General features: G+C 62.5%; 18 protein-coding genes. 8 read left to right on the top strand and 10 right to left on the bottom strand.

Features of this window, described 5'->3' with window-relative positions:
• Positions 1–179: 179 nt before the first annotated feature.
• From N0Q91_RS22225 to N0Q91_RS22205, 5 genes are all read left to right on the top strand, one after another.
• Complete coding sequence (locus N0Q91_RS22225; protein ID WP_275598255.1) at positions 180–950, top strand: GntR family transcriptional regulator; 771 nt, start codon at positions 180–182, stop codon at positions 948–950.
• A gap of 54 nt (positions 951–1,004) precedes the next feature.
• Positions 1,005–2,099, top strand: a complete 1,095-nt coding sequence (locus N0Q91_RS22220) for a BMP family ABC transporter substrate-binding protein (protein ID WP_275598254.1) — start codon at positions 1,005–1,007, stop codon at positions 2,097–2,099.
• Positions 2,100–2,184: 85 nt separating this feature from the next.
• Positions 2,185–3,720, top strand: a complete 1,536-nt coding sequence (locus N0Q91_RS22215; protein ID WP_102763225.1) for an ABC transporter ATP-binding protein — start codon at positions 2,185–2,187, stop codon at positions 3,718–3,720.
• On the top strand, positions 3,704–4,768 hold the full coding sequence (locus N0Q91_RS22210; protein ID WP_275598253.1) for an ABC transporter permease: 1,065 nt from the start codon (positions 3,704–3,706) through the stop codon (positions 4,766–4,768). The genes N0Q91_RS22215 and N0Q91_RS22210 overlap by 17 nt, the downstream gene beginning before the upstream one ends.
• Positions 4,768–5,688, top strand: a complete 921-nt coding sequence (locus N0Q91_RS22205; protein ID WP_275598252.1) for an ABC transporter permease — start codon at positions 4,768–4,770, stop codon at positions 5,686–5,688. The genes N0Q91_RS22210 and N0Q91_RS22205 overlap by 1 nt, the downstream gene beginning before the upstream one ends.
• A gap of 45 nt (positions 5,689–5,733) precedes the next feature.
• On the opposite strand, the gene N0Q91_RS22200 is transcribed toward N0Q91_RS22205, so the two are convergent.
• Entirely contained in the window at positions 5,734–5,925 is a 192-nt protein-coding gene (locus tag N0Q91_RS22200) for a DUF6494 family protein (protein ID WP_275598251.1), read from the bottom strand.
• 272 nt (positions 5,926–6,197) lie between these two features.
• Here N0Q91_RS22200 and nuoH point away from each other — a divergent pair, with 272 nt between their 5' ends.
• The 3 genes from nuoH (at position 6,198) to N0Q91_RS22185 (ending at position 8,303) form a co-directional block, all read left to right on the top strand.
• Positions 6,198–7,184, top strand: a complete 987-nt coding sequence (nuoH, locus tag N0Q91_RS22195) for an NADH-quinone oxidoreductase subunit NuoH (protein WP_018096347.1) — start codon at positions 6,198–6,200, stop codon at positions 7,182–7,184.
• Positions 7,185–7,252: 68 nt separating this feature from the next.
• A complete protein-coding gene (locus N0Q91_RS22190; RefSeq protein ID WP_102763229.1) occupies positions 7,253–7,819 on the top strand; it encodes an NADH-quinone oxidoreductase subunit I in 567 nt (188 codons plus the stop codon).
• The gene (locus N0Q91_RS22185; protein ID WP_275598250.1) at positions 7,755–8,303 is read left to right on the top strand and encodes a CBS domain-containing protein; all 549 of its coding nucleotides are present in this window, start codon (positions 7,755–7,757) and stop codon (positions 8,301–8,303) included. The genes N0Q91_RS22190 and N0Q91_RS22185 overlap by 65 nt, the downstream gene beginning before the upstream one ends.
• Positions 8,304–8,392: 89 nt before the next feature.
• Here the strand turns inward: N0Q91_RS22185 and nuoG are convergent, their stop codons facing one another.
• From nuoG to N0Q91_RS22140, 9 genes are all read right to left on the bottom strand, one after another.
• Positions 8,393–10,954 carry an NADH-quinone oxidoreductase subunit NuoG gene (gene nuoG, locus N0Q91_RS22180; protein WP_275598249.1) on the bottom strand — a complete coding sequence of 854 codons (2,562 nt, stop codon included), beginning with the start codon at positions 10,952–10,954 and terminating at the stop codon, positions 8,393–8,395.
• Between the two features lie 30 nt (positions 10,955–10,984).
• On the bottom strand, positions 10,985–12,250 hold the full coding sequence (gene nuoF / locus N0Q91_RS22175) for an NADH-quinone oxidoreductase subunit NuoF (protein WP_275598248.1): 1,266 nt from the start codon (positions 12,248–12,250) through the stop codon (positions 10,985–10,987).
• 3 nt (positions 12,251–12,253) lie between these two features.
• On the bottom strand, positions 12,254–12,763 hold the full coding sequence (gene nuoE / locus N0Q91_RS22170; RefSeq protein ID WP_275598247.1) for an NADH-quinone oxidoreductase subunit NuoE: 510 nt from the start codon (positions 12,761–12,763) through the stop codon (positions 12,254–12,256).
• A gap of 18 nt (positions 12,764–12,781) precedes the next feature.
• Complete coding sequence (nuoD, locus tag N0Q91_RS22165; RefSeq protein ID WP_275598246.1) at positions 12,782–13,996, bottom strand: NADH dehydrogenase (quinone) subunit D; 1,215 nt, start codon at positions 13,994–13,996, stop codon at positions 12,782–12,784.
• Position 13,997: 1 nt separating this feature from the next.
• Positions 13,998–14,561 carry an NADH-quinone oxidoreductase subunit C gene (locus tag N0Q91_RS22160; protein WP_275598245.1) on the bottom strand — a complete coding sequence of 188 codons (564 nt, stop codon included), beginning with the start codon at positions 14,559–14,561 and terminating at the stop codon, positions 13,998–14,000.
• Positions 14,558–15,061 (bottom strand): NuoB/complex I 20 kDa subunit family protein, encoded by a 504-nt coding sequence (gene nuoB, locus N0Q91_RS22155; RefSeq protein WP_102763235.1) that lies wholly within the window; start codon positions 15,059–15,061, stop codon positions 14,558–14,560. The genes N0Q91_RS22160 and nuoB overlap by 4 nt, the downstream gene beginning before the upstream one ends.
• Entirely contained in the window at positions 15,049–15,414 is a 366-nt protein-coding gene (locus tag N0Q91_RS22150; protein ID WP_026168746.1) for an NADH-quinone oxidoreductase subunit A, read from the bottom strand. The genes nuoB and N0Q91_RS22150 overlap by 13 nt, the downstream gene beginning before the upstream one ends.
• Positions 15,415–15,629: 215 nt before the next feature.
• Positions 15,630–17,069: an NADH-quinone oxidoreductase subunit N gene (locus N0Q91_RS22145; RefSeq protein ID WP_275598244.1), complete on the bottom strand. Its 1,440-nt coding sequence runs from the start codon at positions 17,067–17,069 to the stop codon at positions 15,630–15,632.
• Positions 17,066–18,541: an NADH-quinone oxidoreductase subunit M gene (locus tag N0Q91_RS22140; protein WP_275598243.1), complete on the bottom strand. Its 1,476-nt coding sequence runs from the start codon at positions 18,539–18,541 to the stop codon at positions 17,066–17,068. The genes N0Q91_RS22145 and N0Q91_RS22140 overlap by 4 nt, the downstream gene beginning before the upstream one ends.
• Between the last annotated feature and the right edge of the window lie 5 nt (positions 18,542–18,546).

Raw genomic sequence — 18,546 nt, 5'->3', positions numbered from 1 at the left:
TTGGAACCACAAGATTGGATACCAATCAACAAAAAATTGCATGGCAAAATGCGTTTTTTGATTGACAGCTTGATTTGATTGAATACCGATATGGAATTCGTAACGCCGGATATGCGGCCGTGCAATGCTCCGGTGCGACCGTCCCGCAGATTTTTCTGCGGGAGATGGAGAGACCTGTCATGAGCAGCCGTTCGCAGGCGATTGCCGACATCCTGACCCGGGCGATCATCGATCACCGGCTCGTACCCGGATGCAAGCTCGGTGAGCGCGAACTGGCCGAAATCTTCGAGGTCAGCCGCATCGTCATCCGCCAGGCGCTGATCAGGCTTGCCGACGACGGGCTGGCGCAGATCGAGCGCAATCGCGGCGCCTTCGTCGCACGCCCAAGCATGCAAGAAGCGATGGAGATCTACGACGCGCTGACGCTCGTGGAACAGGGCGTCGCCGCCCAGCTCTGCGACCGGCTGGGGCCCGCCGGCTTCGCCGAGTTGCGCCAGCACGTCGAGCGGCAGCGCCAGGCCGTCGCATCCGGCAACGACGCGCTTGCCGACGTTCTCGGCCAGGAATTTCATACTCTCTTCGTCCGCCTCAGCCGTAACAAGGTCATGCAGGAAATTCACGCGCAGCTCGTGCGGCGCACCACGCTCCTGCGCTCGTTGATCTCCGCCGATTTCGACTATTGCAATCTGCTGGACGACCACCAGCGCGTGATCGACCTGCTCGAAAAGGGCCGGCTGAAGCCTGTCATGGAGTTGATCGACACCCATCACCGCAGCGTCGTGCGCGGCTATATCATGGATCGGCAGGTCTTTCCGGAGCTGACGCCGCGGGAGGCGCTGCAGCCGTATCTCGACGGCAAAGCCGATGAGGCGTCCAAGCCGGCGCCACGCAAGAAAACGGGAGAAAGCGGGGGGGCCGTCGCTCGCCGCCACGTCCACGCCACGAAATAGATCCGGCGGCCACAAGCCGGAGAAACGACACGAACCGACAAAGGGGTTACTGCCATGTTCAACCTGACCAGACGACAATTCCTTCGATATTCCGGCGCGACCGGTGTGGCACTGGGAACCGGAAGCCTTGCCAGCTTCGCGAGCGCAGAGGAGCCGTTAAAGATCGGCGTCGTCTACGTCTCGCCGATCGCCGAGATCGGCTGGACCAAACAGCACAGCCTGGGCGTCGACGCGATCAGGGAGGAATTCGGCGACAAGGTCGCCATAACGGTCATTGACAACATCTTCATGCCCCAGGATGCCGAACGCGTGTTCCGCGAGCTCGCCGCCTCCGGAAATCAGCTGATTTTCGGGACCAGCTTCTCGCACGGCACGCCGATGCAGAAGGTGGCGCCGCGCTTCCCCAAGACGGCGTTCGAGCACTGTTCGGGCATCGTGCACCGCGCGAACCTCGGCACGTTCGAGGCCAAATATTACGAGGGCACCTTCGTCGCGGGCGCGGCCGGCGGGCATATGAGCAAGTCCGGCAAGATCGGCTTCGTCGGCGGGTTCCCGATCCCCGACATTGTCGGGCCGGCGAACGCGCTTCTTCTCGGCGCGCAGAGCGTCAATCCGCAGGTCACCTGCAACGCCATCTTCCTCAACTCCTGGTTCGACCCGGGCAAGGAGAAGGAAGCGGCCAACACGCTCCTGTCGCAAGGCTGTGACGTCATCTGTTCGATGACCGATACGGCAACCGGCGTACAGGTGGCCGGTGAAGGCGGCGCCTGGTCGATCGGCTACGCCAGCGACATGGCCAAGTTCGGCTCGGGCAAGCAACTCACGGCCTTTACCCTCGACTGGTCAAGTGAGTATCTGCGCGCCGCAAGGGGCGTAGCGGAAGGCAGCTGGAAGGCTGAGGCGCGTTGGGACGGGCTTGCCGCCGGCGTCGTCAAGATGGCCCCCTATAACGAGGCGATCCCTGCCGACGTCCGGGCCAAATTGAAGCAGCTCGAAGCCGATATCGCAGCGGGCAAGATCCATCCCTATGCCGGCGAGCTCAAGGACCAGGACGGCAACGTCAAGGTCGCTGCCGGGTCGGTTCTTTCGGACAGCGACATCCGCGGGATGAACTGGTTCGTCAGGGGGATGATCGGCAAGCTCAGCTGAGCCGGGTCCTGAAATCGGCGTGACCGCGGCGCAATCCGCGTCGCGGCCACGTCGTCGCCAACGCACAACCACGGCAGGAGCGGCCATGATCCCCCGCCTCGAACTGCGCAGCATTACCAAGTGCTATCCCGGTACCGTCGCGAACGACGCCGTCTCGCTGTCGATCCTGCCGGGAGAGATACACGCCGTCCTCGGAGAGAACGGCGCCGGCAAATCGACGCTGATGAAGATCATCTATGGCGCAGCTCAAGCCGACTCGGGCGAGATCTATTGCGACGGCAGACGGATCGAGGCGCACAATCCCGCAATCTCGCGCTCGCTCGGGATCGAAATGGTCTACCAGCATTTCGCGCTATTCGAATCCGTCTCGGTGGTCGAGAATATCGCCCTGGCGGTCAAAGGCACTTTCGATCTCGACCGGCTCGCGGCTGAGATCAAGGCCTTGTCGGCGCGCTACGGCATGCCCATCGATCCGCACCGCAGGGTGCACGATCTCTCCGTCGGCGAGCGGCAACGCGTGGAGATCGTACGTTGCCTCCTGCAGTCACCCAAGCTTTTGATCCTGGACGAGCCGACCTCGGTGCTTACGCCGCAAGCCGTGGTGAAGCTCTTCGAAACGCTTCGCCAACTGGCAAGCGAAGGCTGCAGCATCGTCTATATCAGCCACAAGCTCGATGAAGTGCAGGAACTTTGCGACACCGCCACGGTGCTGCGCAACGGCAAGGTGACCGGCACGGCAAAACCCAAGGAATCGACATCGCTGGAGCTCGCCCGGATGATGGTCGGCTCGCAGCTTCCGCAAATGCATGTGAGCCCTTCGGCCCCCAGCGCCAAGCCGCTGCTGGAAGTCCGCGGGCTGTCCGCTCCCGCCCGGGACAAGTACGGCACCGAGCTGACGGATGTATCCCTCGAAGTGCATGGCGGCGAGGTCGTCGGACTGGCCGGTGTGTCGGGCAATGGCCAGGCTGAGTTGATCGCGCTGTTGAGCGGCGAGCGGACCCATCCGCGTGCGGAGACGATCCTCATCGGCGGCAGACCGTCCGGCCATCTCAGCGCCGGCGAACGACGCAAGCTCGGCATGGCCTTCGTCCCGGAGGAACGCCTCGGCCGTGGCGCGGTGCCGCCCCACGCCCTGTGGGAGAACGCCGTGCTGACGGCCCACCGGGCTGGCCTCGTACGCAACGCCCTTGTCGACCGCAGGAGGGCCGGCGATTTCGCGAGGCGCGTTATCGAGCGCTTCAAGGTAAAGGCGAATGGACCGCAAGCGAGCGCGCAGAGCCTCTCCGGCGGCAACCTGCAGAAATTCATCGTCGGGCGCGAGCTCACCCTGGAACCGAAGATTCTTCTCGTGTCCCAGCCGACCTGGGGCGTGGATGTCGGTGCAGCCGCCTTCATCCGCCAGACGCTCGTCGATCTCAGCCGCGCCGGCGCAGCGGTGCTGGTCGTATCGGAAGAGCTCGATGAGCTGTTCGAGATCTGCGACCGGTTGCTGGTCATTTCCAACGGCCGCGTTTCGCCGCCACTGATCAGAAAGCAAACCAATCGCGAAGAGATCGGCCTCTTGATGACCCGGGTCGGACATGGCGAAACGAGGAGAACCGAAGTTGCCCTTGAGGATTGAACAAAGGCAGGAACCATCCGCGCAGATGCGGATCGCCGCTCCGGTGATCGCCACGGCGCTGACCTTCCTTGCGGGGTCCGTACTGTTTGCCGCCCTCGGCTATGATCCGCTGGCGACGCTGTACGCCTTCTTCGTCGCGCCCATCAATTCCATCAACGGCCTTTCGGAGTGGCTGCTCAAGGCCTCGCCTCTGATCCTGATCGCCTGCGGACTGGCCGTCGGATTCCGTGCCAACATCTGGAACATCGGCGCCGAGGGGCAACTCATTATCGGCGCTGTCGCAGCCTGTGGCGTGGGCCTCTTCTACCCCGATCCCGAGAGCCCGCTCCTCATTCCCCTGATGTTTCTCGCAGGCGCAGGCGCCGGCATGGCATGGGCCGCGATCCCGGCATTTCTCAGAGCCCGCATGAACACCAACGAGATCCTCGTCACGCTCATGCTGACCTATATCGCGACGCTGTTGCTGTCCTTTCTGGTCCACGGCCCGTGGCGCGATCCGGCCGGGTTCAACTATCCGCAAACGGCGCTCCTGCCGGCGGCGGCGATGTTCGAACCTTTCGATTATGCCTACCGGCTCAATCCGTCGATCTTCATCACGGTCGTGGCGGTCGTCATGATGTGGCTCTTCACCGATCGCAGCTTCCTCGGCTACAAGATGTCGGTGAGCGGCGCCGCCCCCCTAGCGGCACGCTATGCGGGCTTTCGCGAATCCTCCGCAGTCTGGACAGGGCTGCTTGCGGGCGGCGCGGCGGCAGGCATCGCCGGTATGGCGGAAGTGGCCGGTCCGCTCGGACAATTGTCGCCCCAGATCTCGCCCGGTTACGGCTTTGCCGCCATCATCGTCGCCTTCATCGGACGGCTGAACGCCTTCGGCATCGTGCTCGGGGGACTGCTGATGTCGCTCCTCTTCCTCGGCGGCGAGACCGTCCAGATGACCCTCGGCCTGCCGGCGGCGCTCACCCGCATCTTCCAGGGCATCCTCCTGTTCTTCCTGCTGGCCGCCGATTTCTTCATCTACTACCGTCTTCGCCTTCCGGAGCACGCCTGATGGATCTTTTCACTGCCATTTTCACCGGAACCATTATCGCGGCGACGCCACTGATATTCGCAGCTCTTGGCGAGCTCGTCGTCGAGAAGTCCGGCGTGCTCAACCTGGGCCTCGAGGGCATGATGCTGATGGGGGCGGCCTTCGCCTTCTGGGCGGTGATCGCCGGCCTGCCGATGCCCGTAGCCATCGCAGCCGGGGCACTCGCCGGTGCCGCCACCTCGCTTCTCTTCGGGGTGCTGGCGCTGACGTTCCTGACCAACCAATATGCTGCCGGCCTGGCGCTCGCCATATTCGGGTCGGGGGTTTCGGCCTTTCTCGGGCGCGGTTTCGGCAGCGCGCCGATCGATGCGCTGAAGCGCGTCCATATCCCCTTTCTCTCCGATATTCCGGTGATCGGGCCGATGTTCTTCCGCTTCGATCCGATGGTCTATCTGGCAATCGCGATGTTCGGCCTCATCACCTGGTTCCTTTACCGCACCAAGGGCGGCCTCATCTTGCGCACCATCGGAGAGTCGCCCGAAACGTCGCACGCGATCGGCTATCCCGTCATCAGGATCAGATATCTGGCGGTGCTGTTCGGTGGTCTGATGGCTGGCCTTGCCGGGGCATATCTCTCGATCGCCTACACGCCGCTCTGGGTGGAAAACATGACGGCCGGCAAAGGCTGGATCTCGCTGGCACTGGTCGTCTTTGCGACATGGCGGCCGCTGCGCGTCCTGATCGGCGCCTGGCTGTTCGGCGGCATGACGATCCTGCAGCTGCAGGGCCAGGCCCTCGGCATCGCGGTCCCTTCGGAGCTGCTCTCGGCGCTTCCCTATCTCGCGACTATCATAGTCCTCGTGATCATCTCGCAAAATCGCCAATTGCTGACGCTGCACTTCCCGGCGTCGCTGGCAAAGCCATTCCGGGCGGCGAGCTAGCGTTCAAGGCAAAGTGGCGGGGACGCCGGGCTTCCCGTTTTCGAGTTATGGCAGCTCGATCTCACCCGCCACTACATGATTGAGGCCGGTGCCTTCCGCCGTCAGCGTCATGCGGACTTTCAAGGTCTTGCCTGCGATCTGCCCCTTGCGCACCGTCTCCTCGATCTCTCGCTGCGAGGTGACTCCGACCTCCTTCAGGAACTTGCGGATCGACATATTGAAGGCATCTTCGCTCATGGCAGGACTCCTCTGTGTGTGGAAGTGGTTGTAGGAGAATGGGGGTGAACAAGGAAGCAAGCGACCGCGCGGATCGGCGCCGGTTCCTGCCGCCTCATTGCAAGTGGAGCGTGACGGCTGTACCGTGAGGCTGACAGGTGCGCAAAGCGCGCTGCTGCATGCTGCCTTAGGTACCTAGCCGCCAAGGATGATGTCATGCAGCGATCCAAGGTGCCACATCGTGCTTTGCGCGTCCGACAGCACGCGCGGGGCTGGGCAACGGACGCAAAGTCATGGAACTTATCGTCGCCCTCGGCGTGATAGTCTTCAAGGTCGCCTTGCTGATCGCGATCCTGCTGTTGCTGCCCCTGCCGCTGACTTGGTTGGAACGCAAGATCGCCGGGCACATGCAGCAGAGGATGGGACCGATGCGCGTGGGCTGGCACGGATTGCTGCAGCCGGTGGCGGACGGGATCAAGCTCCTGACCAAAGAGGATCATATCCCGGCCGAAGCCGACCGCTTCCTGTTCAAACTGGCTCCGATCCTGGCGCTTGCCCCGCCCTTCGTGGTGTTTGCCGCGATCCCCTTCGGCGAAACCGTTTCGGTCCTCGGCAACGAGATCACGCTCTACATTTCCAACCTGAACGTAGCGCTGCTTTTCGTCTTCGCGGTGATCGGGCTGGAGGTCTATGGCGTCATCTTCGGCGGCTGGGCGGCCAACAGCAAATATGCCGTGCTTGGTTCTCTGCGGACCTGCGCGCAAATGATCAGCTACGAAATTCCGATGGGTTTCGCGGTCATCGGCGTCGTCATGCTGGCGCAATCCATGAGCCTGCTCGACATCGTGCGGGCGCAAACCGACGTCTGGAATATCGTTTATCAGCCGATCGGATTTTTCGTGTTCTTCGTCGCAGGACTTGCAGAAGCGCAGCGAATTCCTTTCGACCTCGCGGAAGCCGAAGGCGATCTGGGAGCCGGCTTCCACACCGAATATAGCGGCATCCGCTTCGCCCTGTTCATGGTCAGCGAATATGTCGTGATGGTGCTGGTGTCGGTCCTCACCGTGATCCTGTTCTTCGGCGGTTGGAACGGTGTGCTCATCCCGCTGCCGCCGCTCCTCTGGTTTTTGCTGAAAGTTGCCTTCTTCGTCTATTTGTTCATGTGGTTCCGCTTCACCTTCCCCCGCTACCGTTATGACCAACTGATGGCGATCGGCTGGAAGGTCTTGCTTCCCCTGTCTTTGGCGAACATAATCATCAGCGGTGTTGTTTTCTCTTGATGCATGCCGCCCGGAAGCTCCGGGCACGGACATGCAGGACGACTCTCAGGAGCCGCAGCGAGGCGGCCATGTCGCACGCACTGGACAAAGCTGGAAGATGGATCGGCTGGGCCTTCTTCGCCGATCTGGCGAATGGTTTGGCTTTGACCTTCGGCTACATGTTCTCCAGACCCGTCACCATGCAATATCCGGACAAGGAGAAGTGGCTGCCCTATTCGCGTTATCGCGGGCACCATTTCCTCAAACGTGACGCCGAGGGAGAGATCAAATGCGTCGCCTGCGAGCTCTGCGCGCGGATCTGTCCTTGCGACTGCATCGAAGTGGTCCCCTACGAGGATGAAAAGGGCAACCGGCGCCCGGCCAAATTCGAGATCGACACGGCCCGCTGTCTCTTCTGTGGGCTCTGCGAGGACGCCTGCCCGGCGGACGCGATCGCTCTTGGCCAACAATATGAATTTTCGAGTTTCTCCTCGCGCGACTTGGTGATCGGCCGTGACGATCTGCTCGCCAAGCCGGGCAAGGCGATGACCGGCGGCGGTGTCGTCGCCGCGCGCCTGAACACCGAACGGGATGTTCTGGTCCAGGCCAGCGAGCGGCGCGGGTACAATTGGTGGCGGAATATTCGACGAAAGTGAAGGCGCGCCGGGGTCGCGCCGAAGCAGGAACTGGAGGCTCAGATGCAGCATCTGCCAAATCCTGGGAAGCAAGTCTCCCGAAATCGTCTCGGTCACGCCGGACCACACGATGGTCGAAGTATTGCGGCTGTTTCGCGACAGGAATATCGGCTTCGTCGTCGTCGGCCGTTCGCCAGGAGAATGCCTGGGCACGCTCTCGGAGCGGGACTGCTGCCATGCCGTGGCCGAGTACGGCACCGAAGCACCGCTGATGCGGGTGGGAGAAATCATGAACCGCACTGTCGCGACCTGCTCGACGGAGGATTTCCTGCCCTTCGTGATGTCGATCATGACCGAGCGGCGCACGCGCCATGTGCTGGTCATGGACGGCAACGATGCCGTCGGCGTGGTCAGCATCGGCGACGTGGTCAAACACCGGCTCGAAGAGGCATTGCAAGCGGAGCGGGACATGCACGACTACATTTGCGGAGCCAACTATCGCTGACGAAAACGCCTGCCGCATGCCTTAGAGTTGACCCGATCAACAGCAAGGCTGCAGCAAATACCCCCTCTGCCCCGCAGATCCGGATGCAATCAGACCGAGTCTTCCTCCAGAGCGGATTCTGCGCGCCTCGCGCAGGCGCGAATCTCCACCGGACATGGATACTCTCCCCGCCGCATCAGACTGTTGAGCCGCAGGGCGCGGTAGTTTTCGGGAACGAACACGAGCCCGTCCGGAAAGCGCCTGCTGACCTTGAGCTTCGCCGTCAGCTCGCCCCGGGCGGACCGCACGAGCATCTGATCCCCGTCCGAAAGGCCGAGTCGCGCGGCATCCTGAGCGCTCATTTCGATAAACGGGTCGTCTGCAACCGAATTCAGGGTTTCCGAGCGCTCGGAAACATAGCCATTGTGGAACAGGCAGTTGCCGGTGATCAGCTGGAGCACGTCCGTCACCCCAGGAGCAGACGGAGGAGCGAAGAACCCGCTTGCCCATGGCTGCGGGGCTGACGTGGTGAAGGCACCGTCGGCACCAAGCCCTTCCCGCGTCAAGCCGTCATAGGCGGGAACCAACCGGGTCATCTCGTCGAAGATGGCGGTCTCGGTCGATGGCTGCAGCGGCTGCTCCCGAAGCGCTGCGATAAAGTCGAAGATCGCCAGATTGCTCCTGGCGTCAAAAGCCGGTTCGCGGAATTTTCGAAGCGCCTGGGTCCGGCCCTCATTGTTGGTGAAGGTGCCGGATTCTTCGCCGTAACCGGCTGCGGGCAGCACGACGTCGGCCAGTCCCGCCGTATCGGTCAGAAACGCGTCCTGCACGATCAGAAGATTGGCGGTACCGAGTGCGCGCTCGACGAACTCCCGGTCGGGATAGGATATCAGCGGGTCGCTTCCGACCACATAGAGGACGCCCATCCGCCCGTTTACGCAGAGTTCCAGCATCGCATCGAAATCGGCGCCCGGTTCGCGGGGGATCTCCGCGCCCCAGCTCCGTGCGAACTCCGTGCGCGTCGCCTCATCGGCGACAGGGCCAAGGCCCGGCAAAACTCCGGGCAGAACACCCATGTCCCAGGCACCCATCTGATTGGCACGATCGAAGAGAAACTGTAGCGAGGGTCCCTTGCCGAGCAGGCGCAGGAGTTGGAGAAGATTACCCAGCTGCTGCAGCGTCTCCCGCGCCAGCGGTGATCTCAGCAGATCGACGCTGACCAGGAGGGTGACGCTCCGACCTTCCTTCAGCGTTGAAACCAGACGGCCCAACGCGTCATTGGCGTCGGACCCGGTGATCGTCCCGCTGGTCATCGCAAGGATATCGCCCGGCAAGCCCTGATCGGTCACGGCCACGAGAGCAGCCACGACCGCGGCAAGGCTCCGAGCCTCGCCGCCGGGATGGGCACGAAGGACAGCCCCGGCATCGGCATCGAGCCGCGATGGCCGCGCCGAAAGCATGAGCAGGCGGGTCTGCCGCCGGCGCGCGGCATCGCGCAGGAGGTATTCGGTGACCGGGTTCTCCTCGGTCACGTTGCCGCCGATGATGAGCACGCAGTCCTTGCCGATCACCTGTTCGAGAGGGCCGCGGCTGTAAAAGCTTGCCACCAGCGGCGCCAGGATGTCGAGGGGTGTGGACCAACGCGACGAGCAGTCGACGTTATTGGTGCGGAACACTGTCCGCATCAGTTTCTGAAACTGGTAGAGCACCTCGTTCGGCAGACGCGGCGAGATGAGCCCGCCGGCGGCCATGCCCTCCATTACACCGAGGCGCCGGCGGACAAAGTCGCCCGCCTCCTCCCATGACACCGCCGTCAGCGCGCCGTCGCGGCGGATCATCGGCCGCTTGATGCGATCCCGGCTTTCGATGAAGTCGAGGCCGAAGCGGCCGCGCACGCAGAGCGTTTCGCGATTGACGCCATGTTCCCAGTCAGAGCGGACCCGCATGAACTCGCCTTTGCGCGCTCCGACGGTGAGCTGGCATCCGGTGCCGCAATGCGGGCAGATCGTGTCGGTCTCGGCGAGGTCCCAGGGCCGTGCCCGGTAGCGATAGGGGAAACTCATCAGCGCGCCGACCGGGCAGACCTCGACGCAATTGCCGCACTGGTCGCAGCTCGCAAGACTCCCCTCGAAACCGGTGACGGCGGTGTCCATGCCCTTTTCCACCGTGCCTAGCGCCACCGCACCCACAACCTCCTCGCACATTCGCACGCAGCGCTGGCACTGGATGCACCGGTTGACATTCATGATGATGACCGGGCTCAGACGGATGTCCTTCGAATGGAACACGCGTTTTGGGTCGCGGAACCGGCTTTCGCCGGGCCCATACGCCATGACCATGTCCTGAAGTTCGCACTCGCCTCCCTTGTCGCAGATCGGGCAATCGAGCGGGTGATTGGCGAGCAGCATGTCGAGCATCGACGAGCGCGTTTCCTCGATCAGCGGCGTATTTGTCCGAACCACCATGCCGTCCGATGCCACGGTCGCGCAGGCCGGCTGCAGCCGCCGCAGTCCCTCGATCTCCACCAGACACATGCGGCACGAGGCGAGTGGCGGCAGGCGCTTCCAATAGCAGAAGGTGGGAATGTCGATGCCCAGACGCTCGGCGGCGGCGAGCACGGTGGAGCCTGCCTCGACCTCCAGCATTTGTTCGTCGATCGTGACCTTGACCATACTTCCTCCCGGACCGGCCGGGTGCCCGTTTCAGTGGAAAGGGCACCTCCGCTCTTCGATATGGACGACGAATTCCTCGCGGAAATGCTTGAGCGCGGCCCGCAAGCCCATGGCCGCACCGTCGCCCAGGGCACAAAACGTGTTGCCGAAAATACCCTTGCAGAGCATCTCCAACTGCTCCAGGTCGCCGGTTTCACCCTCGCCTGCCTCGATGCGGCGCAGAACTTTCACGGCCCAGTCCAAACCTTCCCGGCATGGCGTGCACTTGCCGCAGGACTCGTGGTGGAAGAACTCGATGATCCGCGTGGCGAGCTTGACCATGCAGGTGGAGTCGTCGATCACGACCACGCCTGCCGAGCCGAGCATCGAGCCGGCGGCAGCAAGCGAGTCGAAATCCATGCCCACCTCGAGCTCGCTCGCCGGGATAACCGGTGCCGATACCCCACCGGGAATCACCGCCTTGACCTTTCGCCCCGGCAGGGGTCCGCCGGCGTGCTCCTCGACGAGTTCATGCAGCGATATGCCCATCGGCAGCTCGTAGAGGCCGGGTTTGCGAACCTGACCGCTGAGGCAGTAGAGCTTCGGGCCGGGGCTCTTGTCTGGCCCTATGCAGCGAAACCACCCCGGTCCGCGCATCACGATATGCGGCACGCAGGCAAGCGTCTCGACATTGTTGATGACGGTGGGGCTGGCGTAGAGCCCGGCCACGGCAGGAAACGGCGGCTTCAGTCGCGGCTGCGCCCGCTTGCCCTCGAGTGACTCGAGCATTGCGGTCTCCTCGCCGCAGATATAGGCGCCGGCACCGCGATGGATGTAGACCATGAAATTGAAGTTCGAGCCGAGAATGCCGGTGCCCAGATAGCCGTTTTCATGTGCCTCGGCGATCGCCTGTTCCATACGGCGAATAGCCGTCACATATTCTCCACGAATGTAGACGTAAGCCGTCTCGGCCCCGATTGCATAGGCGCTGACAGCCAGCCCCTCAATGAGCTGATGCGGGTCGCGCTCCATGATGATGCGGTCCTTGAAGGTGCCGGGTTCCCCTTCATCGGCGTTACAGCAAAGATATTTCGGCTTGCCGGCCGCTTTCGGCACGAAGCTCCACTTCATGCCCGTCGGGAACCCGGCACCCCCGCGGCCGCGCAGGTTGGATTCCTTGACGAGGTCGACGATCTCGTCCGGCGTATATTCGCCGAGCGCCTTCCGGAGCGCCCGGTAGCCGCCGCCGGCCTCATAGGTCGACAGCAGATGACCGTCCGGCACATCGACATTCCTGAGCAGGACCGGCTCGAACATGGCTTACTCCCCTGGCGCCGGCGCAGCAGCGCGCTCGATGTTCGCCGCCCGCTCAGCCGCGCGGAAGCTCTCCAGCAGCGCATCGAGCCGCGCGGTATCGAGGTTGCCGTGGTAATCGTCGCCGACCTGCATCACCGGAGCCATTTCGCAGGCCCCGAGACATTCGACGGTCGAAAGCGTGAACGCACCGTCCGGGGTGGATTCGCCCTTCCTGATCCCCAGTGTCGTTTCCAGATGCTTCAGCAGCGCCTCGGATCCGCACAGCATGCAGGAGACATTGTCACAGAGTTGCAGGTGGAACCTGCCGATCGGCTCGGTATGGAAGAGCGTGTAGAAGGTCGCCAGTTCATAGACCCAGACGCGTTCGACGCCGAGGATCTCGGCGACGTCTTCGAGCACCGGCCCGGGCAGATGACCATGCTCCTTCTGCGCGATCATGAGCGCGGGCATGATCGCCGACCGCCGTTCGGGGTATCGCGCCGCCGCCGCCTCGATCTCTTCGCGCATGGTCATCGCGTCCGATCCTCCCTGCTACTTGTCCACCTCCGCCATCACCGGGTCGAGACTGCCGAGCACGGCGATCATGTCGGCGAGGTAGCGTGCGTTGGTGACGCCGAAGAGCGCCTGAAGATTGACGAAGGAAGGCGCCCTCACCTTCATGCGGAACGGCTTCGGCGATCCGTCGCTAATGATGTAGAAGCCGAGTTCTCCTTTAGGCGCCTCGATGGCCGCATAGACCTCGCCTTTCGGTACGTCGAAGCCATAGGCGGAGAGATCGAAATGCTGGATCAGGGCCTCCATCGAGCAATGCACGCGCTCTTTGTCGACGGGGAAGGCGATCGTCGGGATATCGACCTGAAACGGCCCCTCCGGCATCTGCTCCATGCATTGTTCGATAAGGCGGATACTCTCGCGCATCTCGTCGACGCGGCAAAGCCAGCGCGCATAGCAATCGCCCTCCGCGCGCGTGATGACGTTGAAATCGAGCCGATCGTAGATTTCATAGGGTTCGTCGCGCCGGATATCCCAGTCGACGCCGGAGGCACGCAGGTTCGGCCCGCTCAAGCCGAGGTCGATCGCGTCCTTTGCGGAGATCACGCCTATCCCCTGCGTGCGGCTGAGAAACACCCGATTGTTCTCTATCAGGCGCTCATAGTCGCGGATCCTGTTCGGGAAGATCTCGCAGAACTCCCTGATCTTCGGAACGAACCCGTCGGGCAGGTCCTCGCGTACTCCGCCGACGCGGCAGTAGGAGGTGTGCATGCGCGCACCGGTGATCATCTCCAATAGGTCCATGATCATTTCGCGCTCGCGCATGGCATAAAGCAGCGCCGTCATGGCGCCCAGGTCCATCGGCAGCGCGCCGGTGATCAGGAGATGGCCGGAAATCCGTGCGAGTTCGGCCATCATCACGCGGATATATTGCGCCCGGATCGGGGCCTCTATGCCGAGCAGCTTCTCCACGGCGAGCGCGAAAGCCAGGTTGTTCGAAGGCGGACAGAGATAGTCGAGCCGGTCGGTCAGCGGGAAGATCTGGGTATAGGTGAAGCTCTCCGCCAGTTTTTCGGTGCCCCGGTGCAGATAGCCGATATGCGGGTCGACGCGTTCGACATATTCGCCGTCGAGTTGGAGCACGAGTCGCAGAACCCCGTGGGTGCTCGGGTGTTGCGGCCCGAGATTGAGAAGCACCTCCTTGGTATTGAGCGCTTCGCCTTCCGGCCTCATGAGCTCGGTGACTTCGGTCATCTCAACTCTCCGGCGTCTGACGGCCTCCTTGCGGTATATCTCTGGTGGCGAGGTCCGGCTGCGTCGGCGGCGGCCCCTCGGCACCGAAGGGATTCAGTTTGTCCTTGTAGCCCCTCAAGGGAAAATCCTTGCGCTGCGGAAAGCCCTCGAAGCCTTCCCACATATAGATGCGGCGCAGATCGGGGTGCCCCTCGAAACGGATGCCGTACATGTCCCAGGCCTCGCGTTCATGCCAGTTGGCAGTTCGCCAGACTCCCGCAACAGAGGGAACACGCGGTGGATCGCCGAGCCGGCACTTGATGCGCACGCGCCATTTGTTCTTCAGCGAATAGAGGTGGTAAACCGTCTCGAAACGCGGCGTTTCGGGGTAGTGATCGACGCCGCATATGTCGGAGAGGAAATCGAACTCAAGCACCGGGTGTTCTTTCAGGAACCGACAGAAGTCGACGATCTGCTCCGGTTGGACGGCAAAGGCGCAGATACCATGCGCAGTGCCGAGATTCTCGACTGCTCCCGCGAAGCTCCCGATGATCGCTGCGAGATCGACACGCCGCTCCCCGGTCATGATGCTACAACCCGTCCGAGCGGCGACCCGGTGAGGGCGCGGGACCTCCTGATCTTCTCCTGAAGCAGGAGAAAGCCGTGCATCAGCGCCTCCGGCCTCGGCGGACAGCCCGGCACATGCACGTCGACGGGGACGAAGGTTTCCGATCCCTGCACCACGGCATAGGTGTTGTAGACCCCGCCCGAAATCGCGCAGGTCCCCATCGCAATCACCCAGCGCGGTTCCGGCATCTGGTCGTAAAGCCGCCGCACGACGGGCGCGAATTTCCGCGTGACCGTGCCGGCGATGATCATCACGTCGGATTGCCGCGGAGAAGGCCGGAACACCACGCCGAACCGGTCGAGGTCGTAGCGCGCGCAGCCGGCCGAGATCATTTCGATGGCGCAGCAGGCAATGCCGAAGGTTTCGGGCCACAAGGCCGACCTCCGGCTCCAACCGATGATGCTGTCGGCCGTGGTGAACAGTACGCTGTCGCGGATCGCGTCGTTTATTCCTGCCATTCCAGCGCCCCCTTCAGCCAGGCATAGGCGAAGCCCACAAGCAGCAGCAACATGAAGACGAACATCTCGATATAGCCGACGATGCCGATCTCCTTCAGGACCACCGCCCAGGGAAAGAGGAACATCGCTTCGACATCGAAGACCACGAGGAGGATGGCGAGGATAAAGAAAGGAACCCGGAAGCGGCCGCCCGCGGCCTCGCCCGCCGCTTCCATACCGCATTCATAAGGGGCGTTCTTTTCGGGATAGGGATTGGACGGACGCAGAAGCGAGGAGACGAAAAGCGTCGCCGTCGCCACCAGGACTATCCCGGTAACCATGAACAGAACCGGCAGGAACTCCATTGCCGTCATAGCGTTTGGCCTTGGCCAACCAGCGGCTTTTCTCAGCCGCGATCGGTCCCTTCGGAACCGGGGATGCCGGCGCCTCGAGAGGCGGTCTGGGCAATCCTTTTCCTCCAGGGCGAGTCTATGCCGTCGGGCGGATCAATGCAAATCCAATCGATTAGTAATGTATGATCCGAATTGGCCCGCCTGCAACAATCGACGATACAGCGCGAAGACCCGCCTTACCCCCCGAAAGCCGACTGTTGAGCAAGCCTCAGGAACCACGCCGGAAACAGGCCGATGCCGATGGTGCCGGCTGCTGTGAAGGCGAGCGTGGCACGGACGAGCGGCGTCAGCGCAGGTTCGAACGTCCTTTCCGGCTCGCGCATGTAGATCACCATCACGATGCGGATATAGAAATAGGCGGCGACGACGCTGAGCAGGACTGCGATCACCGCCAGCACGACGAAACCTCGCTCGACCAGCGCGACCAGCACGTAGAACTTGGCGAAGAAACCGGCCGTCGGCGGGATGCCGGCGAGCGAGAAGAGATAAAGGAGCATCAGAAGCGCGAGCCCGGGATGGAACTTGGCGAAACCTGCGTAGTCTTCGATGACCTCGCCGGATAAATCGCCGTTCCGCATCATGATCACGGCGCCGAAAATGCCGAGATTCATGAAAGTGTAGATGAGCAGATAGAGCATCACGCTGGCGATCCCGTCCTGGCCGCCGGCCACCACACCGAAAATAGCAAAACCCGCATGGGCGATGCTGGAATAGGCGAGCAGACGCTTGAAATTGTCCTGCACCAGCGCCACGAAACTGCCGAGCGCCATCGTTGCCACCGCAATGGCCGCGACGATGATCCAGGCGTTCGAGACCTCGACGAGAGGATTGAGGAACACCCGGAGAATCACCGCGAACCCGGCCGCCTTGGGCGCGACCGACATGAAGGCAGTGATCGTCGTGGGAGCGCCTTCATAGACGTCCGGCACCCACATATGGAACGGCACGGCGCCGATCTTGAAGACGAGCCCCGCAACGATGAAAACGACCGCCAGCAGCAGGGCGGGATCGAGTGGACCGCCGCTCACCGCCTCAGCCATCCGGTCCAGTTGGGTCGTACCGGTGAGCCCGTAGATGAGCGAAACGCCATAAAGGAAAATCGCCGTCGATACTGCGCCGAGGATCACATATTTCAACGCCGCCTCGTTCGACCGCCGCTCTTTGCGCAGGAAGCCTGTCAGCACATAGGTGCAGAGCACCATCAGCTCGAGACCCACATAGATCGACAGGAGGTCGATCGCCGAGGCCATAATCATCATCCCCGCAAGGGCGAAGAGCAGCAGGACATAATATTCGCTCCTGCCGATCCCCTCGATCTCGGCGTATTTCCGCGACAGGAAAAAGGTCAGGATGGTCGCCAGATAAAACACCATCTTGAAAAAGACGGCGAAGCGGTCGGAAATGAACATGCCCGCATAGGCTGGCCGTATCTCGCCTGCCAGCATGAGCGTGGCCACCGCGGCGAGGAGCACGATCGCTACCGAAGCCCACAGGAGCAGTTCGTCCCGCCCCTTGCGCACAAGCTCTCCGACAATCAGCAGGATGCAGGCACCGGTGACCACGATGATTTCGGGGACGCTCGCCAAGGCCCATTGGAGAAGCGCGGCAGCAGTCATTGACCGCTCCCTTCACCGTGTACCTGCACCAGCAGATTTCGCACCGACGCATCGATGATCCCGAGGAAGGGTCGCGGATAGAGCCCGACCCAGAGCACAAAGACGGCGAGCGGCAGGATGGCAGCCAGCTCGCGGCCATTCACGTCGTTTATCTTGTACCTGGCAGTCACATTCGCCGGACCAAGCGCCACTTTCCCGTACATGCCGAGCAGGTAGGCGGCACTCAGCAACGCACCCACTACGGCCGCGGCGCCCGCGGCGAGGTTTGCCGCAAACCCGCCTGACAGCACCAGCAGTTCGCCGACGAAAGCGTTCGTCCCCGGCAGCGCCATCGAAGACAGGGTGAAGAGCGCAAGAAAGGCGGTATAGACGGGCGCCGCCTTCATCAGCCCGCCGTAATTCGCGATGCTGCGGGTATGGGTGCGCTCATAGATCAGGCCCACGAACAGGAACAATGCGCCAGTCGTTATCCCGTGGTTGAACATCTGCAGGATGCTGCCCTCGAGCCCGCGCAGATTCAGCGCGAAAATCCCGAGCGTCACAAATCCCATATGGCTGATGCTGGAATAGGCCACCAGCTTTTTCAGGTCGTCCTGAGCCAGGGCCAGCAAGCCGCCATAAACGATCGCAACAGCCGAAAGCACGAGCATAAGCGTCGAATAATAGAGCGATGCTTCCGGCAGCATCGGCAGCGAGAAGCGCAGGAACCCGTAAGCGCCCATCTTCAGGAGCACGCCCGCGAGAATAATGCTGCCCGCCGTCGGCGCCTGGACATGTGCGTCCGGCAGCCAGGTGTGCACCGGCACCATCGGCACCTTGACGGCGAAGGCCACCAGGAAGGCGAAGAACAGCCAGGACTGAACGCCGAAGGGGAGATCCTGCGCCGTCAGGACGAGTATGTCGAAGGTCTCGCCCCCCTGGAAATAGAGCACGATGACGCCGATCAGGAAGAGGATGCTGCCGGCCAGCGTGTAGAGGAAGAACTTGAACGCCGCATAGACCCGGCCTTCCCCGCCCCAGACGCCGATGATCAGATACATCGGAATCAGCATCGCCTCCCAGAAGACGTAGAACAGGAACAGGTCGAGCGCGCAGAAGACACCGAGCATCAGCGCCTGCATGATCAGCAGGCTGACCATGAACTCCTTCACTTTGCGGTCGACCGCCACCCAGGAAGCGAGCACGGAGATCAAGCTCAAAAGCGCCGTCAGGAACAGGAAGAGCGCGCTGATGCCGTCGACGCCGAGCGCGTAAGTGATCCCGAGCGCGGGCACCCAGGGGCGGCTCTCGATGAACTGCATTTCGTGCGTCGTCGTGTCGAAACCGGCCAGCATCACGATGCAGAGCGCGAGATCGACAATCCCGAAACCGAGCGCCGTCCACCGCACCGCATCGTCGCTGCGCATGAACACCACCACCGCCGCCCCGGCGACGGGCAGGAAGACGATGAGGCTCAGCAGCGGGATCGACATCGTGC

Origin of the sequence: Sinorhizobium prairiense (assembly GCF_029201645.2) — a bacterium.
In the GTDB taxonomy this organism is placed as follows: Bacteria; Pseudomonadota; Alphaproteobacteria; order Rhizobiales; family Rhizobiaceae; genus Sinorhizobium; species Sinorhizobium meliloti_A.
The sequence above is the reverse complement of the archived record's forward strand: the minus strand, read 5'-3'. Positions and strand labels throughout refer to the sequence as shown.